The organism is Arenibacter sp. ARW7G5Y1 (assembly GCF_003201775.1).
Lineage (GTDB): Bacteria > Bacteroidota > Bacteroidia > Flavobacteriales > Flavobacteriaceae > Arenibacter.
Map to the genome: position 1 here is coordinate 307,818 of NZ_QJJZ01000003.1, position 22,124 is coordinate 329,941.

The 22,124-nt window shown below is 40.0% G+C and carries 20 protein-coding genes and 1 tRNA gene; 14 read left to right on the top strand and 7 right to left on the bottom strand.

The genetic code is table 11. The features are described 5' to 3' along the window. Positions 1-9: 9 nt before the first annotated feature. Positions 10-246 (top strand): CDGSH iron-sulfur domain-containing protein, encoded by a 237-nt coding sequence (locus C7972_RS06480; protein ID WP_110355403.1) that lies wholly within the window; start codon positions 10-12, stop codon positions 244-246. A 106-nt stretch (positions 247-352) separates the two neighbouring features. Here the strand turns inward: C7972_RS06480 and lpdA are convergent, their stop codons facing one another. Both lpdA and C7972_RS06490 read right to left on the bottom strand, forming a co-directional pair. Beyond that, positions 353-1,759 carry a dihydrolipoyl dehydrogenase gene (gene lpdA, locus C7972_RS06485; RefSeq protein ID WP_110355404.1) on the bottom strand — a complete coding sequence of 469 codons (1,407 nt, stop codon included), beginning with the start codon at positions 1,757-1,759 and terminating at the stop codon, positions 353-355. A 116-nt stretch (positions 1,760-1,875) separates the two neighbouring features. Next, a complete protein-coding gene (locus C7972_RS06490; protein WP_110355405.1) occupies positions 1,876-2,334 on the bottom strand; it encodes an Lrp/AsnC family transcriptional regulator in 459 nt (152 codons plus the stop codon). A 156-nt stretch (positions 2,335-2,490) separates the two neighbouring features. Between C7972_RS06490 and C7972_RS06495 the strand changes: the two genes are divergently transcribed. From C7972_RS06495 to ribB, 11 genes are all read left to right on the top strand, one after another. Then, positions 2,491-3,705: an aminotransferase class I/II-fold pyridoxal phosphate-dependent enzyme gene (locus C7972_RS06495; protein ID WP_110355406.1), complete on the top strand. Its 1,215-nt coding sequence runs from the start codon at positions 2,491-2,493 to the stop codon at positions 3,703-3,705. 67 nt (positions 3,706-3,772) lie between these two features. Beyond that, complete coding sequence (locus C7972_RS06500) at positions 3,773-5,242, top strand: Na+/H+ antiporter NhaC family protein (RefSeq protein WP_110355407.1); 1,470 nt, start codon at positions 3,773-3,775, stop codon at positions 5,240-5,242. Between the two features lie 440 nt (positions 5,243-5,682). Continuing rightward, positions 5,683-6,327 carry a peroxiredoxin gene (locus C7972_RS06505; protein ID WP_110355507.1) on the top strand — a complete coding sequence of 215 codons (645 nt, stop codon included), beginning with the start codon at positions 5,683-5,685 and terminating at the stop codon, positions 6,325-6,327. A 75-nt stretch (positions 6,328-6,402) separates the two neighbouring features. Continuing rightward, on the top strand, positions 6,403-6,717 hold the full coding sequence (locus C7972_RS06510; RefSeq protein ID WP_110355408.1) for a co-chaperone YbbN: 315 nt from the start codon (positions 6,403-6,405) through the stop codon (positions 6,715-6,717). Next, a complete protein-coding gene (locus tag C7972_RS06515; RefSeq protein ID WP_110355409.1) occupies positions 6,698-6,955 on the top strand; it encodes a DUF6952 family protein in 258 nt (85 codons plus the stop codon). The genes C7972_RS06510 and C7972_RS06515 overlap by 20 nt, the downstream gene beginning before the upstream one ends. A gap of 186 nt (positions 6,956-7,141) precedes the next feature. Beyond that, positions 7,142-7,648: a thiol peroxidase gene (gene tpx / locus C7972_RS06520; RefSeq protein WP_110355508.1), complete on the top strand. Its 507-nt coding sequence runs from the start codon at positions 7,142-7,144 to the stop codon at positions 7,646-7,648. Beyond that, entirely contained in the window at positions 7,641-8,006 is a 366-nt protein-coding gene (locus C7972_RS06525) for a diacylglycerol kinase family protein (RefSeq protein WP_110355410.1), read from the top strand. The genes tpx and C7972_RS06525 overlap by 8 nt, the downstream gene beginning before the upstream one ends. Positions 8,007-8,133: 127 nt before the next feature. Further along, positions 8,134-10,515, top strand: coding sequence for a DNA translocase FtsK (locus C7972_RS06530; RefSeq protein WP_110355411.1), 2,382 nt, complete (start codon positions 8,134-8,136; stop codon positions 10,513-10,515). Positions 10,516-10,546: 31 nt separating this feature from the next. Next, positions 10,547-11,191: an outer membrane lipoprotein carrier protein LolA gene (locus C7972_RS06535; protein WP_110355412.1), complete on the top strand. Its 645-nt coding sequence runs from the start codon at positions 10,547-10,549 to the stop codon at positions 11,189-11,191. 3 nt (positions 11,192-11,194) lie between these two features. After that, a complete protein-coding gene (locus C7972_RS06540) occupies positions 11,195-12,679 on the top strand; it encodes an LptF/LptG family permease (protein WP_110355413.1) in 1,485 nt (494 codons plus the stop codon). Then, positions 12,676-13,818, top strand: coding sequence for a 3,4-dihydroxy-2-butanone-4-phosphate synthase (ribB, locus tag C7972_RS06545; RefSeq protein ID WP_110355414.1), 1,143 nt, complete (start codon positions 12,676-12,678; stop codon positions 13,816-13,818). The genes C7972_RS06540 and ribB overlap by 4 nt, the downstream gene beginning before the upstream one ends. 83 nt (positions 13,819-13,901) lie before the next feature. Here the strand turns inward: ribB and C7972_RS06550 are convergent, their stop codons facing one another. From C7972_RS06550 to C7972_RS06570, 5 genes are all read right to left on the bottom strand, one after another. After that, positions 13,902-14,690: a DUF1080 domain-containing protein gene (locus tag C7972_RS06550; RefSeq protein ID WP_110355415.1), complete on the bottom strand. Its 789-nt coding sequence runs from the start codon at positions 14,688-14,690 to the stop codon at positions 13,902-13,904. Positions 14,691-14,897: 207 nt separating this feature from the next. Next, positions 14,898-17,192 (bottom strand): GH92 family glycosyl hydrolase, encoded by a 2,295-nt coding sequence (locus C7972_RS06555; protein WP_110355509.1) that lies wholly within the window; start codon positions 17,190-17,192, stop codon positions 14,898-14,900. 44 nt (positions 17,193-17,236) lie between these two features. Next, the gene (locus C7972_RS06560; protein ID WP_110355416.1) at positions 17,237-18,445 is read right to left on the bottom strand and encodes a DegT/DnrJ/EryC1/StrS aminotransferase family protein; all 1,209 of its coding nucleotides are present in this window, start codon (positions 18,443-18,445) and stop codon (positions 17,237-17,239) included. A gap of 50 nt (positions 18,446-18,495) precedes the next feature. Continuing rightward, positions 18,496-19,128, bottom strand: coding sequence for an NAD(P)H-dependent oxidoreductase (locus tag C7972_RS06565; RefSeq protein ID WP_110355417.1), 633 nt, complete (start codon positions 19,126-19,128; stop codon positions 18,496-18,498). Between the two features lie 222 nt (positions 19,129-19,350). After that, positions 19,351-19,899, bottom strand: a complete 549-nt coding sequence (locus C7972_RS06570) for a sulfite exporter TauE/SafE family protein (protein WP_110355418.1) — start codon at positions 19,897-19,899, stop codon at positions 19,351-19,353. A 109-nt stretch (positions 19,900-20,008) separates the two neighbouring features. Between C7972_RS06570 and C7972_RS06575 the strand changes: the two genes are divergently transcribed. Both C7972_RS06575 and C7972_RS06590 read left to right on the top strand, forming a co-directional pair. Further along, positions 20,009-20,093: transfer RNA gene (locus tag C7972_RS06575), tRNA-Ser, on the top strand. Positions 20,094-21,357: 1,264 nt separating this feature from the next. Continuing rightward, positions 21,358-21,810 (top strand): arsenate reductase family protein, encoded by a 453-nt coding sequence (locus C7972_RS06590; RefSeq protein ID WP_110355421.1) that lies wholly within the window; start codon positions 21,358-21,360, stop codon positions 21,808-21,810. Positions 21,811-22,124: the final 314 nt, after the last annotated feature.

Here is a 22,124-nt window from a genome sequence, read left to right on the forward strand (position 1 = left end):
AAAATATAGATGAGCGAGACGAACAAAAAGTATACACCCATTGCGGTGGAATTGGTGAAGGATAAACAATATAAGTGGTGTACCTGTAGCCATAGTAACGTGCAACCTTTTTGCGATGGTTCCCATAAGGCGGAAAATGCTACGCCCCCTTTGGTCTTTATGGCCGAAGAAAGTAAGAAAGCTCATTTGTGCACCTGTAAATTAACCAAAAACCCACCGTACTGTGACGGTACCCATAAGTTGTAAAAACAATTTGTATTTTAATAGGTACTATTTAAAGAACTACAATAATACAATAGCCCCGTTGGAAAATATCCAACGGGGCTATTGTATTATCAACCTCTTTAATTATTTAAACATGTAGGGCTCTATTATCGGTTGCTGCCAGAGCAGCCTCTTTCACCGCCTCTGCAAATGTTGGGTGTGCGTGACTCATTCTGGAGATGTCCTCGGCAGAGGCTCTAAATTCCATAGCTGTAACTGCCTCGGCGATTAAATCGGCCATTCGTGCCCCAATCATATGGACACCCAAAACTTCATCGGTTTCCTTATCTGCCAATATTTTAACAAAACCATCCAAATCCATACTGGCCCTTGCCCGTCCCAAGGCGCGCATTGGAAACTGACCTACTTTATATTCAACACCAGCTTCTTTTAGTTCTTCTTCCGTTTTACCTACGGCGGCAACTTCTGGCCAAGTATATACCACACCGGGAATTAAGTTGTAATCTATATGTGGCTTTTGCCCTGCCAATACTTCGGCAACAAAGGCTCCCTCCTCTTCTGCCTTATGCGCCAGCATAGCTCCTCTTACAACATCGCCTATAGCATATATATTAGGTATATTGGTCTGTAAATGATCATTTACGGCAATAGTACCGTTCTTTTCGAGCTGAACTCCGGAAGCTTCAATGTTTAATCCATCGGTAAAAGGTCTTCTGCCCACAGAAACCAAGCAATAATCTCCAGTAAAAGTTATCTCTTCCCCCTTTTTATTCTCGGCTTTTACAATTACTTCTTTGCCCTTGGTCTCAACCGACTTAACCTTATGGGATAAATTAAATTTTACCTTTTGCTTTTTCATTACTTTCAGCAATTCCTTTGAAAGTGCTCCGTCCATACCAGGGATAATACGGTCCATATATTCAATGACCGTTACCTCTGCACCCAGGCGTTTGTATACCTGTCCCAATTCCAATCCTATTACACCACCACCAATTACGATAAGGTGTTTTGGGATTTCTTTTAGTTTTAGGGCTTCTGTAGAGGTAATAACGCGCTCTTTGTCCAATTTGATAAAAGGTAGGTTGGATGGTTTGGATCCTGTGGCAATAATTATGTTTTTTGCCTCGATGGTCTCTGTTTTGCCATCGTTCTTTTTTATATTGACATGGGTTGCATCCTTAAAACTCCCTAGACCTTCATAAACGTCTATTTTATTTTTGTCCATAAGGAATTTTACCCCTGCACAAGTCTGATCTACTACAGCTTGTTTCCTCCCTATCATTTTTTCAAGGTTTACCTTGATTTCCCCTGGAATTTCAATTCCATGATCTTCAAAGTGCTTTACGGCATCCTCATAATGATGGGAAGAATCCAATAACGCTTTCGAGGGAATGCAGCCTACGTTAAGACAAGTTCCTCCTAAAGTTGAATATTTTTCTATTATCGCAGTCTTCATTCCTAACTGGGCACACCGGATTGCTGCAACATATCCACCAGGACCTGAGCCTATAATGGCTACATCATATTGGGTCATATTATTATTGTATTGAAAAGATTAGTATCATTATTGTGATTACAAAAATACGAATGTTTTATTCTTGAACAACATTCATATTCCTTGTGATATGAACGTCTTATGGACAATTGTTATTATAAGAATACCTCGGTAGTACTTTTTACCTCATTGATTACGAATGAACTTTGGGTGCTCCCTATGTGATTTATGGCCGTAAGTTTGGTGATCATAAACTCTCGGTACTCTTCCATATCGGCAACGTATATCTTTAGTATATAGTCATAATCCCCGCTGGTGTGGTAACATTCCGCAACCTCATTTAGTTTAAGTACCTCCCGTTCAAACTGTAGTACATACTCCTTATTGTGCTGAACCAGTTTAATGTGGCAGAGAACTGTAAAAGCCTTGTGAACCTTCTTTTTGTCCACTAAAGCCACGTATTTGGTAACTACCCCGGATTTTTCCAGTCTTTTTATACGTTCATATATGGCCGTAACCGATAAATTTAATTGTTGGGCATACTCCTTGGTCGTTTTTTTACTGTCATTCTGAAGCAATCCCAATAACTTTATGTCTATTTCGTCAAACTTCATGGTGATAAATTTTCTTCTGTTTGGCTGCTGCCATCAATAAGTTGTAAAAATAAACTAAATAAATTACATTACATAGATTTATAATCTAGTTTAATTTATAACTATTGATTTTTATATGCTATTAATTTAATTTTATAGTAAAATAAATATTTGGTTATGAAATTTAGGGCATCTGATGATTTACAGGATTTGCAGTATTTTGGAGAATACGGTGGGGTCAATCCCTCGATATCCGATTCTTCTACCTACACGTTTTTGTCGGCAAAGACTATGTTCGATACCTTCGAGGGCAATACGGAAGGCTGCTATCTCTACAGTCGCCACTCCTCTCCTTCCAATCTATATTTGGGAGAGGCCCTGGCTGCCTTGGAAGGTACGGAAACCGCCAATGTAACTGCAAGTGGTATGGGGGCTATTAGTGCTGTGATAATGCAGTTGTGCAATGCCGGGGACCATATTGTTAGCAGCAGGACCATATACGGAGGTACTTATGCCTTAATGAAGAATTTTTTAAAGAAATTCGATATAGCAACTACCTTTGTGGATACTACAAAATTGGAGGCAGTGGCCATGGCCATTACTCCCAAAACACAGATGATCTATTGTGAGTCCGTTAGCAATCCCTTATTGGAAGTTGCCGATATTGAGGCCCTTTCCGAACTGGCCAAAAAACATAATATTCCTTTGGTGGTGGACAATACCTTTTCTCCCTTATCCATTTCACCCGCAAAATTAGGGGCCGATATTGTTATCCACAGTTTAACCAAATTTATAAATGGCACTAGCGATTGTGTGGCCGGAGTGGTTTGTGGCACCAAAGATTTCTGTTTAGGCCTAAAGGATGTAAATAATGGCGCAGGGATGTTATTGGGCAGTACTTTGGATAGTTTAAGGGCTTCTTCTATTTTAAAGAATATGAGAACGCTGCATATAAGGATGAAAAAACACAGTGAAAATGCGCTGCACTTGGCACAAAATTTTGAAAAGGACGGACTAAGAGTGGTATATCCTGGCCTTAAATCGCATATGGGGCACGTGCTAATGAAAAAACAATATAATCCGGAATATGGCTTTGGGGGATTAATGACCCTGGATGTGGGTTCTTTGGAAAATGCCAATGCCTTGATGGAATTAATGCAGAAGAAACATTTGGGATATTTGGGCGTTAGTTTGGGTTTTTATAAAACTTTATTTAGTGCTCCGGGAACCTCTACCTCTTCGGAGATTCCGTTGGAAGAGCAATTGGAGATGGGCCTGACCAATGGTTTGATCCGATTTTCCATAGGGTTGGATGACCATATTGATAGAACCTATAGGGCCATGAAGGATTGTTTAATTCAATTGGATATTTTAAAACCTTTAAGAGCGTAGGTCTAATTATGGGTTTGCAGAAGAGATATCAAAATCGTAATATTACGAAGAAACAAAAAGCCTCTAAATGCAGAACCTGAGTACCAATCCCGCTGGACCCGAAAATGAGCATATTGTAGAAAACAAGGAATTGAATATATGGGAAGCCCTTATTCCTGTAGTTCTATTGATGATGATGTTGGCCTATAATATTTTCTTTAAGGACGGCGAATGGTTTGGGGAATACTCCAATCAGATTATTTTGCTATTGGGAGGTGCCATAAGTGCCATTGTGGGGTTTTTTAATAAGACCTCCTTAAAAACTATGGGACTCGAAGTCCTGGAAAACCTAAAAAGCGTTCTTGTTCCAATAATGATCTTGTTTTTGGTGGGAGCGTTGGCGGGTACTTGGTTGGTGAGCGGGGTTATTCCGGCCATGGTTTATTACGGTCTGCAAGTTTTGAATCCCTCTATTTTTTTACCGGCTTCAGTTGTTATCGCTGCTATCATCTCAGTGGCTACAGGGAGCTCGTGGACTACCTCCGCTACTGTTGGAATTGCACTTGTTGGTATTGGGACCGCTTTGGGCATATACCCTGGTATGATTGCCGGTGCCGTAATTTCCGGAGCCTATTTTGGGGACAAGATGTCCCCTTTGAGCGACACCACCAACCTGGCCCCTGCGATGGCCGGGACCGACCTTTTTACACATATTAAATACATGACCATCACCACGGTCCCTACTATTGTGATAACATTGGTGGTTTTTGCCATAATAAGTTTAAACATAGAAACTTCTGGGAGTGCAGATGTAAGTGCACTTTTGGCCACTATAGATGCTACCTTTGATATTAACCCGTATTTATTCATTGTGCCAGGTTTGGTAATAGTACTAATACTTTTTAAAACGAAACCTCTGATTGCCTTGGGAGCTGGTGTGGGTCTGGCCGGGGTATTTGCCCTCTTTTTTCAAACTGAGGTATTAAAATCTTTGTCGGATTCCAATGTAACCGCTATTTTCAATGCCATATTTACCGATACGGCCATAGTAACCGATAATGAAAAGTTGAACGATTTGTTCAGTGCTGGAGGCATGCAAGGAATGATATGGACTATTTTACTTATTTGCTGTGCAATGGTATTTGGCGGTATCATGGACGGCATTGGGGCCTTGGCCCGGATTACTAAAGCTTTATTGTCCATTGCAAGTTCTGTTTTTGGATTGTTTGCCAGTACCGTGCTTAGCTGTATTGGTTTAAATGCTATAGCCAGTGATCAATACCTTGCTATTGTTATCCCCGGTAAAATGTTTAAGAAGGCCTTTCACGACAAGGGCTTGGCTCCGGAGAATTTGAGTAGAACATTGGAGGATTCCGGTACCGTAACGTCTGTATTGATACCCTGGAACACCTGTGGAGCTTATCAATCGGGCGTGTTGGGGGTGGGCGTTGCCGAATATTTTGTATATGCCATATTCAATTGGTTAAGTCCTTTTACCACCCTGTTCTTTGCGGCTCTGCACTTAAAGATAAGACAGCTTAAAACATCCAAAGCATAGGGACAATAATCTTCGACCCGGAATTCCTTACTAGTGAATTGTAAAATGCGGGCAATTGAGTTTGCCTTTGCTAAATAGTTGGTCCTTATATCTTTTATGTTTCCCTGATTTATCACAGGAGTGTACCTATCCATCAAGCTGTTTTCCACGGAAAACCACCCAGTCTCTTCAGTTAACAAGGGAGTGCATTTTTAAGAAATGAAATCACATCATAAACCTACTTATTCCTTAAAAATGAATTTGATATTTTTAACCCTATCCTGTTGTCAAATATGAAAAATTAAGTCTTGTATTTTTTCAAATTAACAAAGAAAAACCATAATCGGGATAGGTATATACAATTGTTATATTGCCATAAATTTTTTAAATCCATATTGGTGCGAACCCTTATAAATAGATGTAATTTTACATCAGAAATTAATCGTATAAATTTTATAAATATGACTTTAGTAGGTAAAAAATTTCCAAATCTCAGCGTTAATGCAATGAACGATTTAGGAGATACTTTCAAATTGAATGTTTTGGAAGAAGCTCAAAAAAACAATAAGAAAGTAATCCTATTTTGGTACCCAAAAGACTTCACTTTTGTATGTCCAACAGAATTGCATGCCTTTCAAGCTGCTTTGGGCGAATTTGAAAAAAGAAACACTTTGGTTATCGGGGCGTCCTGTGATACTGCCGAAGTTCATTTTGCCTGGTTGAATACAGCAAAGGATAATGGTGGAATTGAAGGGGTTACTTACCCTATTCTTGCAGATAGCAACAGAAATCTTGCCTCTACTTTAGGTATATTGGATATAACCAATGAGCAGTATAATGAGGAAACCGGTGTTGTTATGGTAGACGGTGACAATGTAACTTACAGGGCCACTTATTTAATTGATGAGGAAGGTACCGTATTCCACGAAGGGATTAACCATATGCCTTTGGGTAGGAATGTAAATGAGTATTTACGCTTAATCGATGCCTATACCCATGTTCAGGAAAAAGGAGAGGTATGTCCTGCCAACTGGGAAGAAGGTAAAGATGCCATGACGGCTGATAGAAATGGTGTTGCCAGTTATTTATCCACGCACGCAAACTAATTTCAAGAATTGAATATAAGGGGTCAATAGTGCTGTAGCATTGACTCCTTTTTTATATAATTAAATTTGAAATTTATGATAATCGAATTGGAAAATGATAATCTGAAAGAGATTATCGATCAGAATAAGAAGGTGGTCGTTCAGTATTCGGCTACTTGGTGTGGCAATTGTAGAATAATGAAACCCAAGTTTAAAAAGGAGGCATCCATTAATGAGGATATCACCTTTGTTCTTGCTGATGCAGAGAAATTTCCTGAATCTAGAAAGTTGGCCAAGGTAGACAATCTTCCCACCTTTGCCATTTTTAGTGATGGTGAATTTAAGAATCAGGTCCAGACCAATAAATATGAAGTTTTAAAAGAATTGATCGGTGAAATTACCAGTAATTAAACACCTTACGGGCTTTATAGCTGAAAACGATGAGGATTATGTATTGGAGACCATAGAAACATTGGAGTCCATAACAGAAGTATCCTCGTTGAAAGATGAGGAATTGGATGTTATTGGGGAATTGATTTCCAACTTGTACGGAGCTTTGGAAGTACAAAAATCCATAAAGGAAGGTAAGTCCCAAAAAGAGGCTTTGAACGAATTTATGCAGCGGGTGGTTGGTTCCATAGACAAGTAATTGTTTAGGCATCCTGGCCCATGTATTATCAAATACCTTTGTCCTTATGTTTAATACATGGGATGGAGGTATTTGTATTTATGTAAAAGATTTGGCAAGTCTAGACATGGTCCTACTTTTTATGAGATATTCCTTATTTATCCAGCATATATTTTTTATTTTCACACAAATTTTAAAAAAATAATCATGGCTACAGTAACACTTAAGGGAAACCCGATAAATACAATAGGAACATTACCTGAATCAGGAAGTAAAGCTCCTGGATTTTCTTTGACCAAGGGGGATTTGTCCAGTACACAATTGGATGAATACAAAGGCGCAAAAGTGGTATTAAATATTTTTCCCAGTGTGGATACGGGCACATGTGCCCAATCTGTAAGGCAATTTAATAAGGAAGCTGCCGAATTGAAAAACACCAAGGTCCTATGTATTTCCAAAGACCTTCCTTTTGCCCAAGCACGTTTCTGTGGGGCGGAAGGAATAGAAAATGTAGAAATGTTGTCAGATTTCCGGGATGGTAATTTCGGAAAGGCCTATGGCTTGGAGTTTGTGGATGGCCCGTTAAAGTCCTTGCACTCTAGGGCTGTGGTGGTGTTGGATGAGGAAGGTAAGGTTATTTATACGGAGCAAGTTGCAGAAACCGTTGATGAGCCCAATTACAAAGCGGCACTAGAAGCGTTGATGGATGCCTAAGGAGAGCTTTTTGGTGAATCGCTTAAAGAGTGTAGGTTTCGCTTTAAAGGGGGCACTTCTCTTGATCAGAACAGAATCCAGCATCAAGATTCAGGTATTTATTACTTTGGTGATGACTGCTGCAGGATTTTATTTTGAGATTTCCAACACGGAATGGATTCTTCAAATACTGGCAATCGGATTGGTACTGGGAATTGAGGGTTTAAATACGGCTGTGGAAAAAATATCGGATTTTGTCCAGCCCGAATTTGATGAAAAAATTGGATTTATCAAAGACATCTCTGCAGGTGCTGTTATGCTGGTATCCATTGCCGCATCCATTATAGGCCTTATCATCTATATACCCAAACTCTTTTAGGATCCAATAGTTATCCTTATTCTCTATCCGGCTTATACAGAGTTTCCATAAAAAGCTATTTGAAAGGGAAAAGTTCCGAAGAGTTCATAAGTAAATTTGTAATTTAGCCACCAGAATTTAAGATTTAATGGCAAAAAAGGTAAAAAAACCAAAGTCAACACCCAGTAAAAAAGGCTTTTCCTTAAAATTATCACAGCAGAACAAAATTATTTTTGGGGGGTTGTTAATGCTTTTAAGTATTGCGCTGTTCTTTTCTTTTGTCTCCTTCTATTTTACTTGGCAAGACGATCAAAGCTTGCTTACCGAATTTGCAAACAGGAATGAACAGGCTAGAAATTTGTTGAATAAATTTGGAGCCAATGTTAGCCATTTTGTCCTCTATAAAGGTTTTGGTATCTCTTCCATCATATTGACCTTTTTACTTTTTTTAACGGGGCTGTACCTATTTTTAAGCATGCAAAAACAGGGGCTGCTAAGAAAGTGGATATGGGGCTTTGTGTTTATTATCTGGTTCTCACTTGCCCTGGGATTTTTTGCTGCGGGAAAACCGTTGTTGGGCGGTATGGTCGGGTACGAGATGAACGATTTTCTACAGGACTATGGAGGTAAAGTTGGAGTCTTTCTTTTATTGCTCTTTGGATTGATCGTTATTTTGGTAAGATTGTTCCAATTTTCCCCGGACAAAGCGGTTGCCTACTTGAACGACAAGGGAAAATCCTTGGCTACCGAATTTAAAAATGGCAAAGCTGTCAAGGTTGATGACAGTGACGATGGGAGCGCGGTTTTATTCACCAAGGAAAAGGAAGAAACTCCAGTGGTTATAGACACCTACACCCATAAGAAGGATATTCCGGCTTTGACAAAAGAGGACAATGAGGAGGAATTTGAAGTAAAGGTGGGGGTCGAAGAGGAAACCATTGCCATGGAGGTGGAAAAAATTAAGGAAGAGAAAGAGGAGTCGGACAATATTTCGGACAAGCTGGTGGAGGATTTCGGTGAATTTGATCCTACCTTGGAATTGGGCAATTTTAAGTTTCCCCCATTGGATCTTTTGGATCAGCATGGCGCCAGCGGAGGTATTACCATCAACCAGGAGGAACTGGAGGAAAATAAGAATAAAATTGTAGAGACCTTAAAGAACTATAAAATTGGTATTGCACAGATCAAGGCTACCATAGGTCCCACAGTGACCCTGTATGAGATAGTACCTGATGCCGGAGTGCGAATTTCTAAAATAAAAAATTTAGAGGATGATATTGCCCTGTCATTGGCAGCACTTGGGATCAGAATTATAGCACCTATTCCAGGAAAGGGAACCATTGGTATAGAGGTGCCCAATAAAAATGCTACTATCGTATCCATGCGTTCCGTTATCGCCTCCAGTAAATTTCAGAAAGCGGAAATGCAATTACCCATTGCCTTTGGAAAAACAATTAGCAATGAAACCTTTGTGGTAGATTTGGCTAAAATGCCCCATTTATTAATGGCAGGAGCCACCGGTCAGGGGAAATCCGTTGGACTGAATGCAGTATTGACCTCTTTGCTCTATAAAAAGCACCCAGCAGAGGTAAAGTTTGTCCTTATAGATCCCAAAAAGGTAGAACTTACACTATTCAACAAAATTGAAAGACATTATCTGGCCAAGTTACCTGATTCCGAAGAAGCCATTATTACGGATAATAATAAGGTAATCAACACCTTAAATTCCCTTTGTATAGAAATGGACAACCGGTATGAGTTGTTAAAGGTGGCCATGGTTCGGAATATAAAGGAATACAACGCCAAGTTTAAGGCCAGGAAACTTAACCCTAACGACGGACATATGTTCTTGCCTTATATTGTATTGGTGATAGATGAATTTGCCGATCTGATCATGACCGCCGGCAAGGAAGTGGAAACGCCTATTGCCAGACTTGCCCAATTGGCCCGAGCCATTGGGATACATTTGATTATTGCAACGCAAAGACCTTCAGTGAACGTAATTACGGGGATTATAAAAGCCAACTTCCCGGCCAGGATAGCTTTTAGGGTGACATCAAAAATAGATTCAAGGACCATTTTGGATACCCAAGGAGCCGATCAATTGATTGGGCGTGGGGATATGCTATTTACCCAGGGTAATGACGTAACCAGAATTCAATGCGCTTTTGTGGATACCCCTGAAGTTGCTAAGATCACAGAATTTATAGGTGCGCAAAGAGCTTATCCAGATGCGCATTTATTACCGGAATACTCAGGAAATGACGATTCTGGCACAGGTATTGATTATAATATATCTGATCGGGATGCCATGTTTAGGGAAGCGGCGGAAGTCATAGTAATAGCACAACAGGGGTCGGCCTCCTTGATACAACGAAAGTTGAAATTAGGGTACAATAGGGCCGGGAGAATTATAGACCAGTTGGAAGCAGCGGGTATTGTTGGTCCTTTTGAAGGTAGTAAGGCCCGGCAGGTACTTGTGCCCGATATTTACGCCCTCGATCAACTTTTGAGCAATGAAGGTGCATAGGAGGCACTGTAAAAATTTAAATAGAAGACAAATGAAACTTAAATTATCTATTTTATTATTGGTATTATCTACTTCCATATCTATGGCCCAAAACTCTGCTAAGGCCAAAAGTTTGTTGGATGAAGTGTATAATAAAGTAAAAAGCTATGACAATATTTTTGTTGACTTTAAATATAGCCTTCATAATGAGGAGGCCAATATAAATACGGAGACCCGTGGGGATGTAACCATGCAAGGCGATAAGTATTTGTTCAATTATTTGGGATCCAAGCAAGTGTATGATGGTAATAAGGTATATACCGTTGTACCTGAAAATGAAGAGGTGACCATTGAAGAGAAATTGGATGATGAAAACACCATTACGCCCTCTAAAATGCTTACATTCTATAAGCAGGGGCACAATTATGATTGGGATATCCTGCAAAATATCCAGGGAAGAAAAATACAGTTTGTGAAGTTGACACCAATCGATACCAATTCAGAGATCAAAACGATCCTTTTGGGTATAGATGTGGAGACCAAGCATATTTACAAGCTTATTGAAACGGGGAAGAATGGTACAAAAACGACCATTACTGTTAATTCTTTTAAAATAGACCAGCCCTTGTCCAAAACCTTATTTACTTTTGACGAGAAAAAGTATAAGAATGATGGTTACTACATCATAAGAAATTAGACATTGAGAATTCTAGACCGATATATCTTATCGAGGTTCCTCTTTAATTTTCTCAGTTCGTTCGTAATACTGATGTTTATCTTCGTATTTCAAACGATCTGGTTGTTTATTGATGATTTTGCAGGTAAGGGATTGGACATCTTCATTATTGGGAAGTTCCTTTTTTACCTTATGCCCAACTTAATGGAACGGGTGATTCCTTTGACCGTATTGCTTTCTTCCATACTTACCTTTGGTTCCTTTGCAGAGAATTATGAATTTGCGGCTATGAAGGCCTCTGGTATCTCCTTACAGAGGGCCATGTTGCCCCTTATTATTTTTGTTACATTTTTGGGAGGGGTCACTTTTTATTTTGCCAATAATATTATTCCAATTTCGGAACAAAAGATATACAATTTAAGAAGGAATATAGCCAAGGTGAAACCTGCGGCCATTATATCGGAGGGAGTTTTTAGCGATTTGGAAGGTACGGATATGAATATGAAGGTAGACCGTAAGTACGGGCCAAATGACAGGTTCTTGGAGAATGTTATCATTCACGAAAAATCCAAAACGAAAGTCAATACTACAGTAATCAAAGCAAAATCGGGAGAACTTATCAGTAGTGAGGATTCAGACATTTTGCAGTTGGTATTAAAAGAGGGCAATTATTATTGGGATGTCACGGCCAAAAATAACAAGGAGAAGAAGAAAAATCCTTTTACCAAGGCCAATTTTAGGACCTATACCATAAACAAGGATCTTTCGGATCTTAATGATGTTGACCTGGATGAGGAGAGGGACGTAAGTACGGACAAGATGAAAAATATATCCCGCTTAACCAAGGATATTGACTCCCTTAAGGAAGACAATGTGAAATTGGTTACGGCGTTTTCAAAGAATATCGTAGGGAGAATGGGAGCTTTCGTATCCTTGAAAAAACCCGATTCCTTAGCCCAGATTACATTGGACAAAAGAAAGAAGGAAATGGATTCCTTAGGAATTAGAATGGATACCGATAGTATACTGGGCCTCTTCCCTTCATGGAATCAGACGCAGATTTTAAGTTCTGCAAAAAGTGCTACTTCCAATATAATAACTAGTATTCAGGGAAAGAAAAATGAGCTTCAAATTAAATACAAGATATACCGACTTCATATTTTATCGCTCCACAAGAAATTTGCGTTGGCATTATCCTGTATTATATTATTCTTTGTAGGAGCTCCATTGGGTGCCATTATCAGAAAAGGAGGCTTAGGTTTGCCAATGGTCATCGCAATAATTCTATTCCTAACCTATTATTTTATAGGTGTATTTGCCGGAAATTATGCCAAGGAGGGGAATATTAACCCTATTATAGGGGCATGGCTTTCTACATTTATAATGTTACCTTTAGGTGTTTTTCTAACCAGAAGGGCAACGGCCGACAAAGGGTTAATGTCCTTTGGGAGTATTTTGGATTATTTTAAGGGCGTATTTAAGAAGAAAGATAAAATTGCTGTAACATGACAACAAAAGTTGAAAAGACTATTACGCTAAATACCATTGAGGAGGCTATTGAGGATATTAGGCAAGGTAAGGTAATAATAGTAGTGGATGATGAAAATAGGGAAAATGAAGGGGATTTCTTGGCCGCTGCTGAGTTGGCCACTCCAGAATTGATCAATTTTATGGCTACCCATGGTAGAGGACTTATCTGTGCACCGCTCACCGAAGGTAGGTGCAAGGAATTAGGCCTGCACATGATGGTCTACAATAATACCGATCCCATGGAAACCGCCTTTACAGTTTCTGTGGATCTGAGGGGCCATGGTGTAACCACCGGTATTTCTGCTGCAGATCGTGCAAGTACCGTTAAAGCCCTAACAGATGAAAGTATCAAGGCACATGATTTGGCAAGACCTGGACATATATTTCCCCTTGTTGCCAAAGAAGGGGGAGTATTGCGACGCACCGGACATACCGAAGCCGCTATTGATTTTGCCCGATTGGCAGGACTAAAACCTGCCGGGGTTATCGTTGAGATTATGAACGAGGATGGGTCTATGGCCAGATTGCCACAATTGGTACAAGTAGCCAAGACATTTGATTTAAAAATTGTCTCGATCGAAGCCCTGATTGCCTATCGCATGGAACATGATAGTTTGATCCGTAAAAAAGAGGATTTTAATATTGTTACAAGATTTGGTGAATTTAGGCTTAGGGCATATCAACAGACAACCAATAATCAGGTGCATTTGGCGCTGACCAAGGGAACGTGGAATAAGGACGAAAAGGTCCTAACCCGAATCAATTCCACACTAATAAATAATGACATATTAGGTACGCTAACGAACAATCCCGACAAGAAATTGGAGGACATGTTCACCGCCATAAATGAAGAAGGCAAGGGAGCCATAGTGTTTATAAATCAGGAAACCGAATCCTTGAACCTATTGGGCCGATTGGGCGAACTCAAAGAGTTGCAAAAGCAAGGAATATATAAGGCGCCCAAGGTGGATATGGATGCCAAGGATTTTGGTGTTGGAGCCCAAATTTTGCACGACTTGGATATAGCCAAAATTAGGTTGCTTAGCAACTCAAGCCAAACCAAAAGGGTGGGGCTCGTTGGATACGGACTGGAAATTGTGGACTACGTAACGTATTAATAAGGATACTGGATCCTTTAAATTAAAAATGCCGAAGAACATGAATTCTTCGGCATTTTATTTTAATCTAAAGTTTGGTCGACTTACAAAGGTCTTACCCAGATGTTTCTGAATTGTGTTTTGTTTCCGTGGTCTTGCAGTGATAGTACGTCATCGCCATGGGCAGATGGGTAGTTGTGCAATCCAACATAATAAGTGTTACCATTAATCTCCACATTATTTTGTATCAGAACCCCATTGTGTAGCACGGTGATCTTTGCCTTGGCATCCAAGCGACCATCTTTTTTAAACCTTGGGGCCGTATACACAATGTCATAGGTGTTCCACTCCAATGGACTGCGCATGGCGTTTACCAAGGGCGCATGGTCTTTATAAATACTGCCCGCCTGACCGTTTCTATAGGTACGGTTATTGTACGAGTCCAATATTTGTAGTTCATACCTGTTTTGCAAAAATAGGCCGCTATTGCCCCTACCCTGACTTGAGCCTTCCACTATATCAGGAGCGCTAAACTCTATATGAATCTGACAGTCGCCAAACTTCATTTTTGTACTGATCCCACCTGTACCTGGTACGACTTCAAAATGGTTATTGTCCACTATTTTCCATGGAGCAGCTCGTGTATTGTCTTTTTGACTTACCCATTGGTCCAAATTGCTACCATCAAATAATATTATAGCATCGGAAGGGGCATCTCCCAAAGTTTTAGCAGGGGTCACTACAACTACCTCGGGTTCCCATATCTCTGTCATTTCCGGCTTCATGGGCATTGGCGATACCTCGGGTGGTGTACTGATATGCTTATTCTGTGCCTCAATTTGCATTGCAAAGGCAATGGAAAAAACACAGGTAAAAAAAGTTTTGGAATTCATATGGGTAAAAGATTTAAAGTTGAATTAATTTTTGATTTTTAAATATAGTTATATTACTTGGACCTACACAAATCGAAAGTAATATTCCGTTGATCGCCATACTTTGGTTGAACGCTAACCGAAATTGATAAATAGCTTGGTTTCACCTAAAATTTCCAAATTAAGCCAGTACATGAACCATTATTTAAAAATCTATGGTTAACAGTTTTACTCTCCCATCCCAAGTTCCAGTTCCCCACCTTTTGTCAATTGTGAGTGTCCAAGAGTGTAAGCATTAAATGGCTTACTGTTCAAGTGGGCACTTTTTACAGACCATTGGTCCATGCCATTGTTATTTGTCCTTATAGTGAACTTTTTTCCTGTATAATATTGGGGATGAAGACTTATTTCTATTTTGTCAAAAATAGGACTGCCCAATTCATAAATGGGATCATTTTCGGTACCGCCGTTCATTTGAAAAAGCCCTATTTTCATTAATACGGCCAAACTTCCCATGAGTCCTTGATCTTCATCGCCATTATAGCCCGTTGCAGGGGAAAGTCCACCAAATACCTTGTCCACTACCTTTCTGGACCAATATTGTGTAAGATCGGGCCTGTCCAACTTACTGAATACAAACGCTGTTTGTATGGATGGTTGGTTCCCGTAATTGATGGGAACGCGCCTATATTCTGGGTGGAGTTCCTGTGCGTGGGAATTACCTGCCGCAAATCCTAATTTTTCTGCGGCCTCAAATTGTTCGTTCAACTTATCTACTGCCTTTTCCTTGCTCCCCATCAGTTCTGCCAGGCCACTAATGTCATGGGGTACAAACCATGTGGATTGTGCCCCATTGGATTCAATGAATCCGTGTTGATGTTCGTAAGGATCATAATTCTCCAACCAAACTCCTTCCACATCCTTTGGTCTCATCCAACCGGAGCTTTTGTCGAACACATTTTTATAATTTTTGGAACGAAGCATAAACATTTCATAGTCATCCTGATGCCCCAGTTTTTTTGCCAATTGTGCCAAGGTCCAATCTTGGTAAGCATATTCCATTGTTAGGCTGGCCCCATCCTGATGACCACCAAATTTCCCTTCGGGAATTGGATAGGGTACATAGCCGTTGTTAAGGTAATATTTGAATCCCCCCCCAAGGGCGGTTTTATGTTCATAACCCGCTTTTTCCATGATGCCACCTGGCATATGGTTTTGCTTTAAAGCCTGATATATAGCTTCATGATCTTCCTTAATAATACCCTTCTGAATAGCGCTGACTATAAAAGGTGTGGACGAGGCACCTGTCATCACATAGGTGTAATTGCCTCCCGATGGACCCCGTGGCACCAAGCCGCCATCCTGATGGTATTGCAATAGGGAATGGACAAAATCTTCCATGATATCCGGATATACCAATCCCCATAATGTATTTATGGTCCATTGGGCACCCCAAAAGGAATCTGAATTGTAATGGTTGAATTTTGGTTTTCCTGACGCATCCAGGGGTATTTGTCCAATTCTGAAGTTATCTCCGGTATTATCAGGGTAGGCACCATTAATGTCGCTTATTACCCTTCTGCCTTGCAAGGCATGCCATAGGTCTGTGTAAAACCTTCGTTGTTGTATTTCTGAACCTCCCTCAATTTTAATTCTGCCAAGAAAGTCGTTCCATTCCTCTTTGGATTCGCCCACTACCTTTTGAAAATCCCAATGGTTCAATTCAGAATCCATATTGATACTGGCATTTTCGGCCGATGTATATGAAATAGCAGCTTTCATTAAGACATCAGGGGTGTCTTTATCCGTGAATACTACATAATTACCGGTTTCCGGGTCTTGGGTAATAGACTCGATTACCGAGTTGAATTCAACTCTAAAAAAGAGTTTAAACGGTTTTGGTCGTCTGTGCGTAGGTGCCATCTCCAACTCGCCCAGAAGGGTATTGTCCCCTATCTTTTTTAGGCTGCCATTTACATTCCCACTAGGTCCCAAGAGGGTGTTAAGGTTAAATAATATGGCTGGACTTCCATTTTTTGGAAAAGAGTATTTGTGAAACCCAACCCTTTTGGTGCTGGTTAGCTCCGCCGTTATTCCTTGGCGCTCCAATTCCACATAATGATAACCGGGCGAGACCTTCTCCGCATCGTGATTAAATTTGGAATAAAAATCTTTGTAAATCGAAGCCCTGTTTTCAGCGGTTATACTTACGGGCATTATGGAAAGCCCTGAAATCTGCCAGCCGTGTACATGGCTAAATCCCTTAATAGTATCTGTTTTGTACCTATATCCACTACCCCAGGCACCATTGATTTCCGTGTCCGGACTTAAATTCACCATACCAAATGGCCTTGAGGCCGAGGAAAAAAAGAACCATCTGGAGTTTTCGGAATCCAAATGAGGATACACGAGGTCAACAAAATCAGTGTTTTTGGGATTCTGAGTTTGTATTTCTTCACATGAAATAAACGACAAAACAGTGAGTAAAAGAAGAAGAATAAAGGGCGTTCGATCTATTTTCATTAAGTTGATTTTAGGTTCATTTCTGGATTGTATCCAATAATAATTCAATAATCGGAAATATCAACAATATTTTGTAGAACATTTACCATTTTTTCAGCTCTTGAAGTAACTTCCTCCTCTGTCCATCCCAATTTGATTAAACAGGAGATATTTCTACTAACCCATACATCCGACTTGGAAAAATCCATAGAATTATAATTGGGAAGCCCGTCTTTAATTTCTTTGGAATGGCTATTGAGGCTATTCAGGTTCTTTAAATGCTCCCATTTTCTGTAGTAATGCCAATTGTTATCGTACCAATAAAAGCAGGTATCCACTCCATTCTCCGAAAAAGCCTTAATTGTTTCCCTGGCCATTTCTTCGGATGGCATGTAAAAGCTGAGAAAGGAATAATTCTCAATACCGCCATTGGGTACCCGTCTAAAACTGATCCCAGGGATTTTTTCCAAGGCCGATCGCAGAATGGAATAATTTTTTTTCTGGATGGCTATAAAATCGTCCAAACGTTCTATTTGTGCCAATCCTACGGCAGCATGAAGCTCTGAAATTCTATAATTATAGCCTAGAATGGGGTGGTCTTCCGCTCCCCTATCCTTCCCTATATGATCATGGCCGTGATCGGAATATTGGTCGGCACTTTTATAATATTCTGTGTTATTGGTGATGACTGCCCCGCCTTCTCCACAGGTAATGGTCTTAACATAGTCGAATGAAAAACATCCCAAATCCCCATAACTACCCAAGGGTTTCCCTTCATAACTACCGCCAATGGCCTGACAGGCATCTTCCAATAGCAATAGGTTATGTTTGTCGCATATACTTTTTAAAGCAGCCAAATCCGCCATGGATCCGCACATATGTACGGGCATCACTACTTTGGTTTTATGGGTTATAGCTTCCTCAACAGCAATGGGATCTAAGGTAAGGGTGTCGTCCACATCTACTAAAATGGGGATGGCACCCACCGAAAGGATGGCTTCAAAGCTTGCCACAAAGGTAAATGTAGGTAATATAACTTCATCCCCTGCACCTACTTTGGCACAGGCCAAGGCCACCGTTAAGGCAGCGGTACCGCTACTTACCAATTGTGCGTGGTTCACCTGCATGCGATTTTCCAGGGCCTTTTCCAATGCCTTGGCTTTCCAATGGCCTTTCCGCATACCATCAAATCCATATCGCATCAATACTCCTGAATCCAAAACATCATTGACTTGTTTTCGTTCCTTGTCTCCAAAAAGTTCAAATCCTGGCATATCTTTATTCTTAAATTATTAGGTTATAAAATTATTTTTTTGTGATGGGATCAGGGTATATGGATGATGCTTTCATCCAAGTCTCTACGCACCTTTTTTAGGGTAGCGAACATATCATCGGCGGCTCTATAGCCAACGGGAAGCACCAGGACCGAAGTTAGTTTTAATTTGTCCAGGCCCAATAGTTCGTCGTAGGACTTAGGTAAAAAACCTTCCATGGGGCAGGCATCAATTTCTTCGAGAGCACAAACTGTGAGCAGGGTTCCCAATGCCAAATAAGCCTGATTTGTGGCCCATCCCCTGACCTCTTCAATTTCTTTCTTGGAAAAACTTTCGATGAGGGCGCCTTTGAAGGGATCAAGTATTTCATCGGAAGTATTTCTAATTTGCTGTACTCTGGCAAAGTAGTCATGAATAAATTTCTTGTCAATTTGTTTTTCAATACAAATGACAAAAACGTGAGATGCCTGTTCCACCTGTTTTTGGCCAAAGGAAAACTTCACCAATTCTTTTTGCAGTTCCTTATTTTGTACTACTAATAATTTAATGGGTTGTAAGCCATAGGAAGTGGCTGTTAAGTTAAAGGCTTGCTTTAATCTTTCCAGCTTTTCCTCTGACAAAAACTTGTCAGGATTAAACTTCTTTACTGCATAACGCCATTCCAATTTCTTAATAATATCCAAAGCTAATTCTCTTTTAATTAAAAATCCATAGTTTCATGGGCATACACATGACCACTATAATCAATAGAATTTTTACAATTCCGTTTCCCTTGTCAACAGACCATCTGCTGGTGAGTCGCTACCCAAGGGTTTGCCCCCTGGCCAAAGTTAGGCCTACTTCCCAATCCAATTTACCATTTAAGCCGAAAAGTATTAAGGCTGCACTGGCTTACACTACCATTATTACCGCTTTAATGACATTCGATTTATTAAGGATAGGTGATTGATCGTTGACAAAGCCAATAAAATATAAATCCCTGTTTCGGCTTGTATGAAACCACCGTAAATATCAATAAAGAAAAATGACACTGTGGCCCATAATTGTAGTTTACCACTAATTAATTCCTCAAAATCCTTAATTCGAATTCTAGGTTGTAAAAGCATAATTTCAACAATTAGGACCATAACAATGGCCAAGACCTTATTAAAGGTATTTTCATTGATATCTATAGCCAGTTTGGAACCTATTAGGGTACCAAGGGTAGCAATTATGGAAAGGTACAAAATAAATGGACCGGCTATTGACTTGCCTTTGCTCCTGTACCCTGAAACATTGGCAATACCCTGTTTAAGTAGGGCTATCCTGTTGGGGCCGGTGGCAACAGTGGCTGGCAGCCCTCTAAAAATCAGGATGGGCACTGTAAGGAGGGATCCACCTATTGCCAAAGTATTGAGCGCACCAACTAGCGGACCTACCAAAGCCAAAAGTGCATAAAGGTGCCATTCTTCCATTAGGCAAAAATAAGGTCTTGGAAAGATATTAGCCTAATTTTAATATTGAAATAAAAAATGAATTTTCTTTTAAAAAGAGGAAAAAGGTTTCTATATTTGCACCCGCTAAGGAGAAATGGCAGAGTGGTCGAATGCGGCAGTCTTGAAAACTGTTGAGGGTCACACCTCCGGGGGTTCGAATCCCTCTTTCTCCGCAAAAGGAAACCCATAACGAAAGTTATGGGTTTTTTGTTTTCTGGAGTCTCCGAAGTTTACTTCGAAGAGGCGGAAGGAAACGGGTCTTGACCAATTGTTGTGTTTATACAAATATTGTTGGTAGCCTAATTAGGAAGAATTCCGTGTTTTTGACTCCTCTGAACTGGGCCCTCAATGGGTAATGATTTATCGACACTATGTTAGAGTAGACATAATAAAGAACCGGCCTATTTTCAATTTCGTATTAAATCAAGTGGTTTTCACATTGGAAGGTGGAAGGCGTCCATAGAGCATTTCACCCAAGTGAAAGCGGCCTGGACGCCGGGGCCGTGGAAAGTGCGTAGATTTAAAGAAATTTAAAATCAGCCTAGCCTTTTTTGGTTCGTTTTTTGGGCGATGCAAAAAATGAACAGGACACAAACTTGAGATAGTAAATTATATGTTTTTGTAATTCACACACAACTTTTAGGATTGATCCAAGGAAACAAAAAAACAACAAGCGCGAGCTTGTTATGGTTTCCATGCTTGCCCCGGATTCCCATTTGGGATGCACGCAGTGAATCCTGTAAAAGGAAGGAAACAAAAAACCAACAAGCGGGAGCTTGTTATGGTTTCCATGCTTGCCCCGGATTCCCATTTGGGATGCACGCAGTGAATCCTGTAAAAGGAAGGAAACAAAAAACCAACAAGTGGGAGCTTGTTATGGTTTCCATGCTTGCCCCGGATTCCCTTTTGGGATGCACGCAGTGAATCCTTTAATATGAAGGAAACAAAAAACCAACAAGCGGGAGCTTGTTATGGTTTCCATGCTTGCCCCGGATTCCCTTTTGGGATGCACGCAGTGAATCCTGTAATATGAAGGAAACAAAAAAACAACAAGTGGGAGCTTGTTATGGTTTCCATGCTTGCCCCGGATTCCCTTTTGGGATGCACGCAGTGAATCCTTTAATATGAAGGAAACAAAAAACCAACAAGCGGTAGCTTGTTATGGTTTCTATGCTTGCCCCGGATTCCCATTTGGGATGCACGCAGTGAATCCTGTAAAAGGAAGGAAACAAAAAAACAACAAGCGCGAGCTTGTTATGGTTTCCATGCTTGCCCCGGATTCCCATTTGGGATGCACGCAGTGAATCCTTTAATAGGAAGGAAACATAAATGAGCCCAGAATTACATCCCTTTATTGGTTTACATTAATTTTTAAACTTTTTAGGCTAATCTATCCGTAAGTCATACCTTATTTTGGCAAAAATAAAATTTGTGTATATGTCTGTCCTTGCGCGTAATGAAAATCAAATTACATTTATTTATAGTTCACTGTCCCCTTTGGGTAAGAAATTGTTGGGTTATTTAAAGGGAACTAAAATGAAAGTTGAATCGATCGATATTGCCCAAGAACAACTAAGTGATACCATTTGGCTTGAAGTGATTGAAAATCTTGGTTTGCCTTTCACCGAAATTTTCCCAAGCTTGGAGGATCACTTTACAGATCTGCCTGTAGATCAAAATTATTCTACAGATGATTGGCTGAAGCTTATTAATAAAAATCCTAGTCTTTTACAGCGTCCTATTATTATAAATGGCGATACCGCAAAATTGATCTCGAGTCGGTCGGAAATTTTAAAATTTTTTAGTGTTGATTCCGCCGGGTTGAAGAAAAAGATGGCCCATGAACCTCCAACAACTTCATCTACGACAGATAAAGAGAGATTTATCTAAAATTTGCCAACTCCATTACCATGGTTATTTTATAAAAATGATAGCTCAAGTTATGGATATGGCGTTATAGAACAAGGGTATCATCGCTATAATACAGCACTTGTTATAATTAAACTACCCACTACTATTTATAAATTGTACCTAAACAAAGGTCAAGTTGTATTGTTCCCCTCTGTTTAATAGTGAGGCCACAATTGTAGCCGATACCACAACTTTGGAATAACGGTCGATATTAAAATTTTTCAATCCCCAATATCAAAAACATCGGCTTCCCAAGCCTGTTGGTTGGTTCTTTGCCAGCGTTTATCATTCGC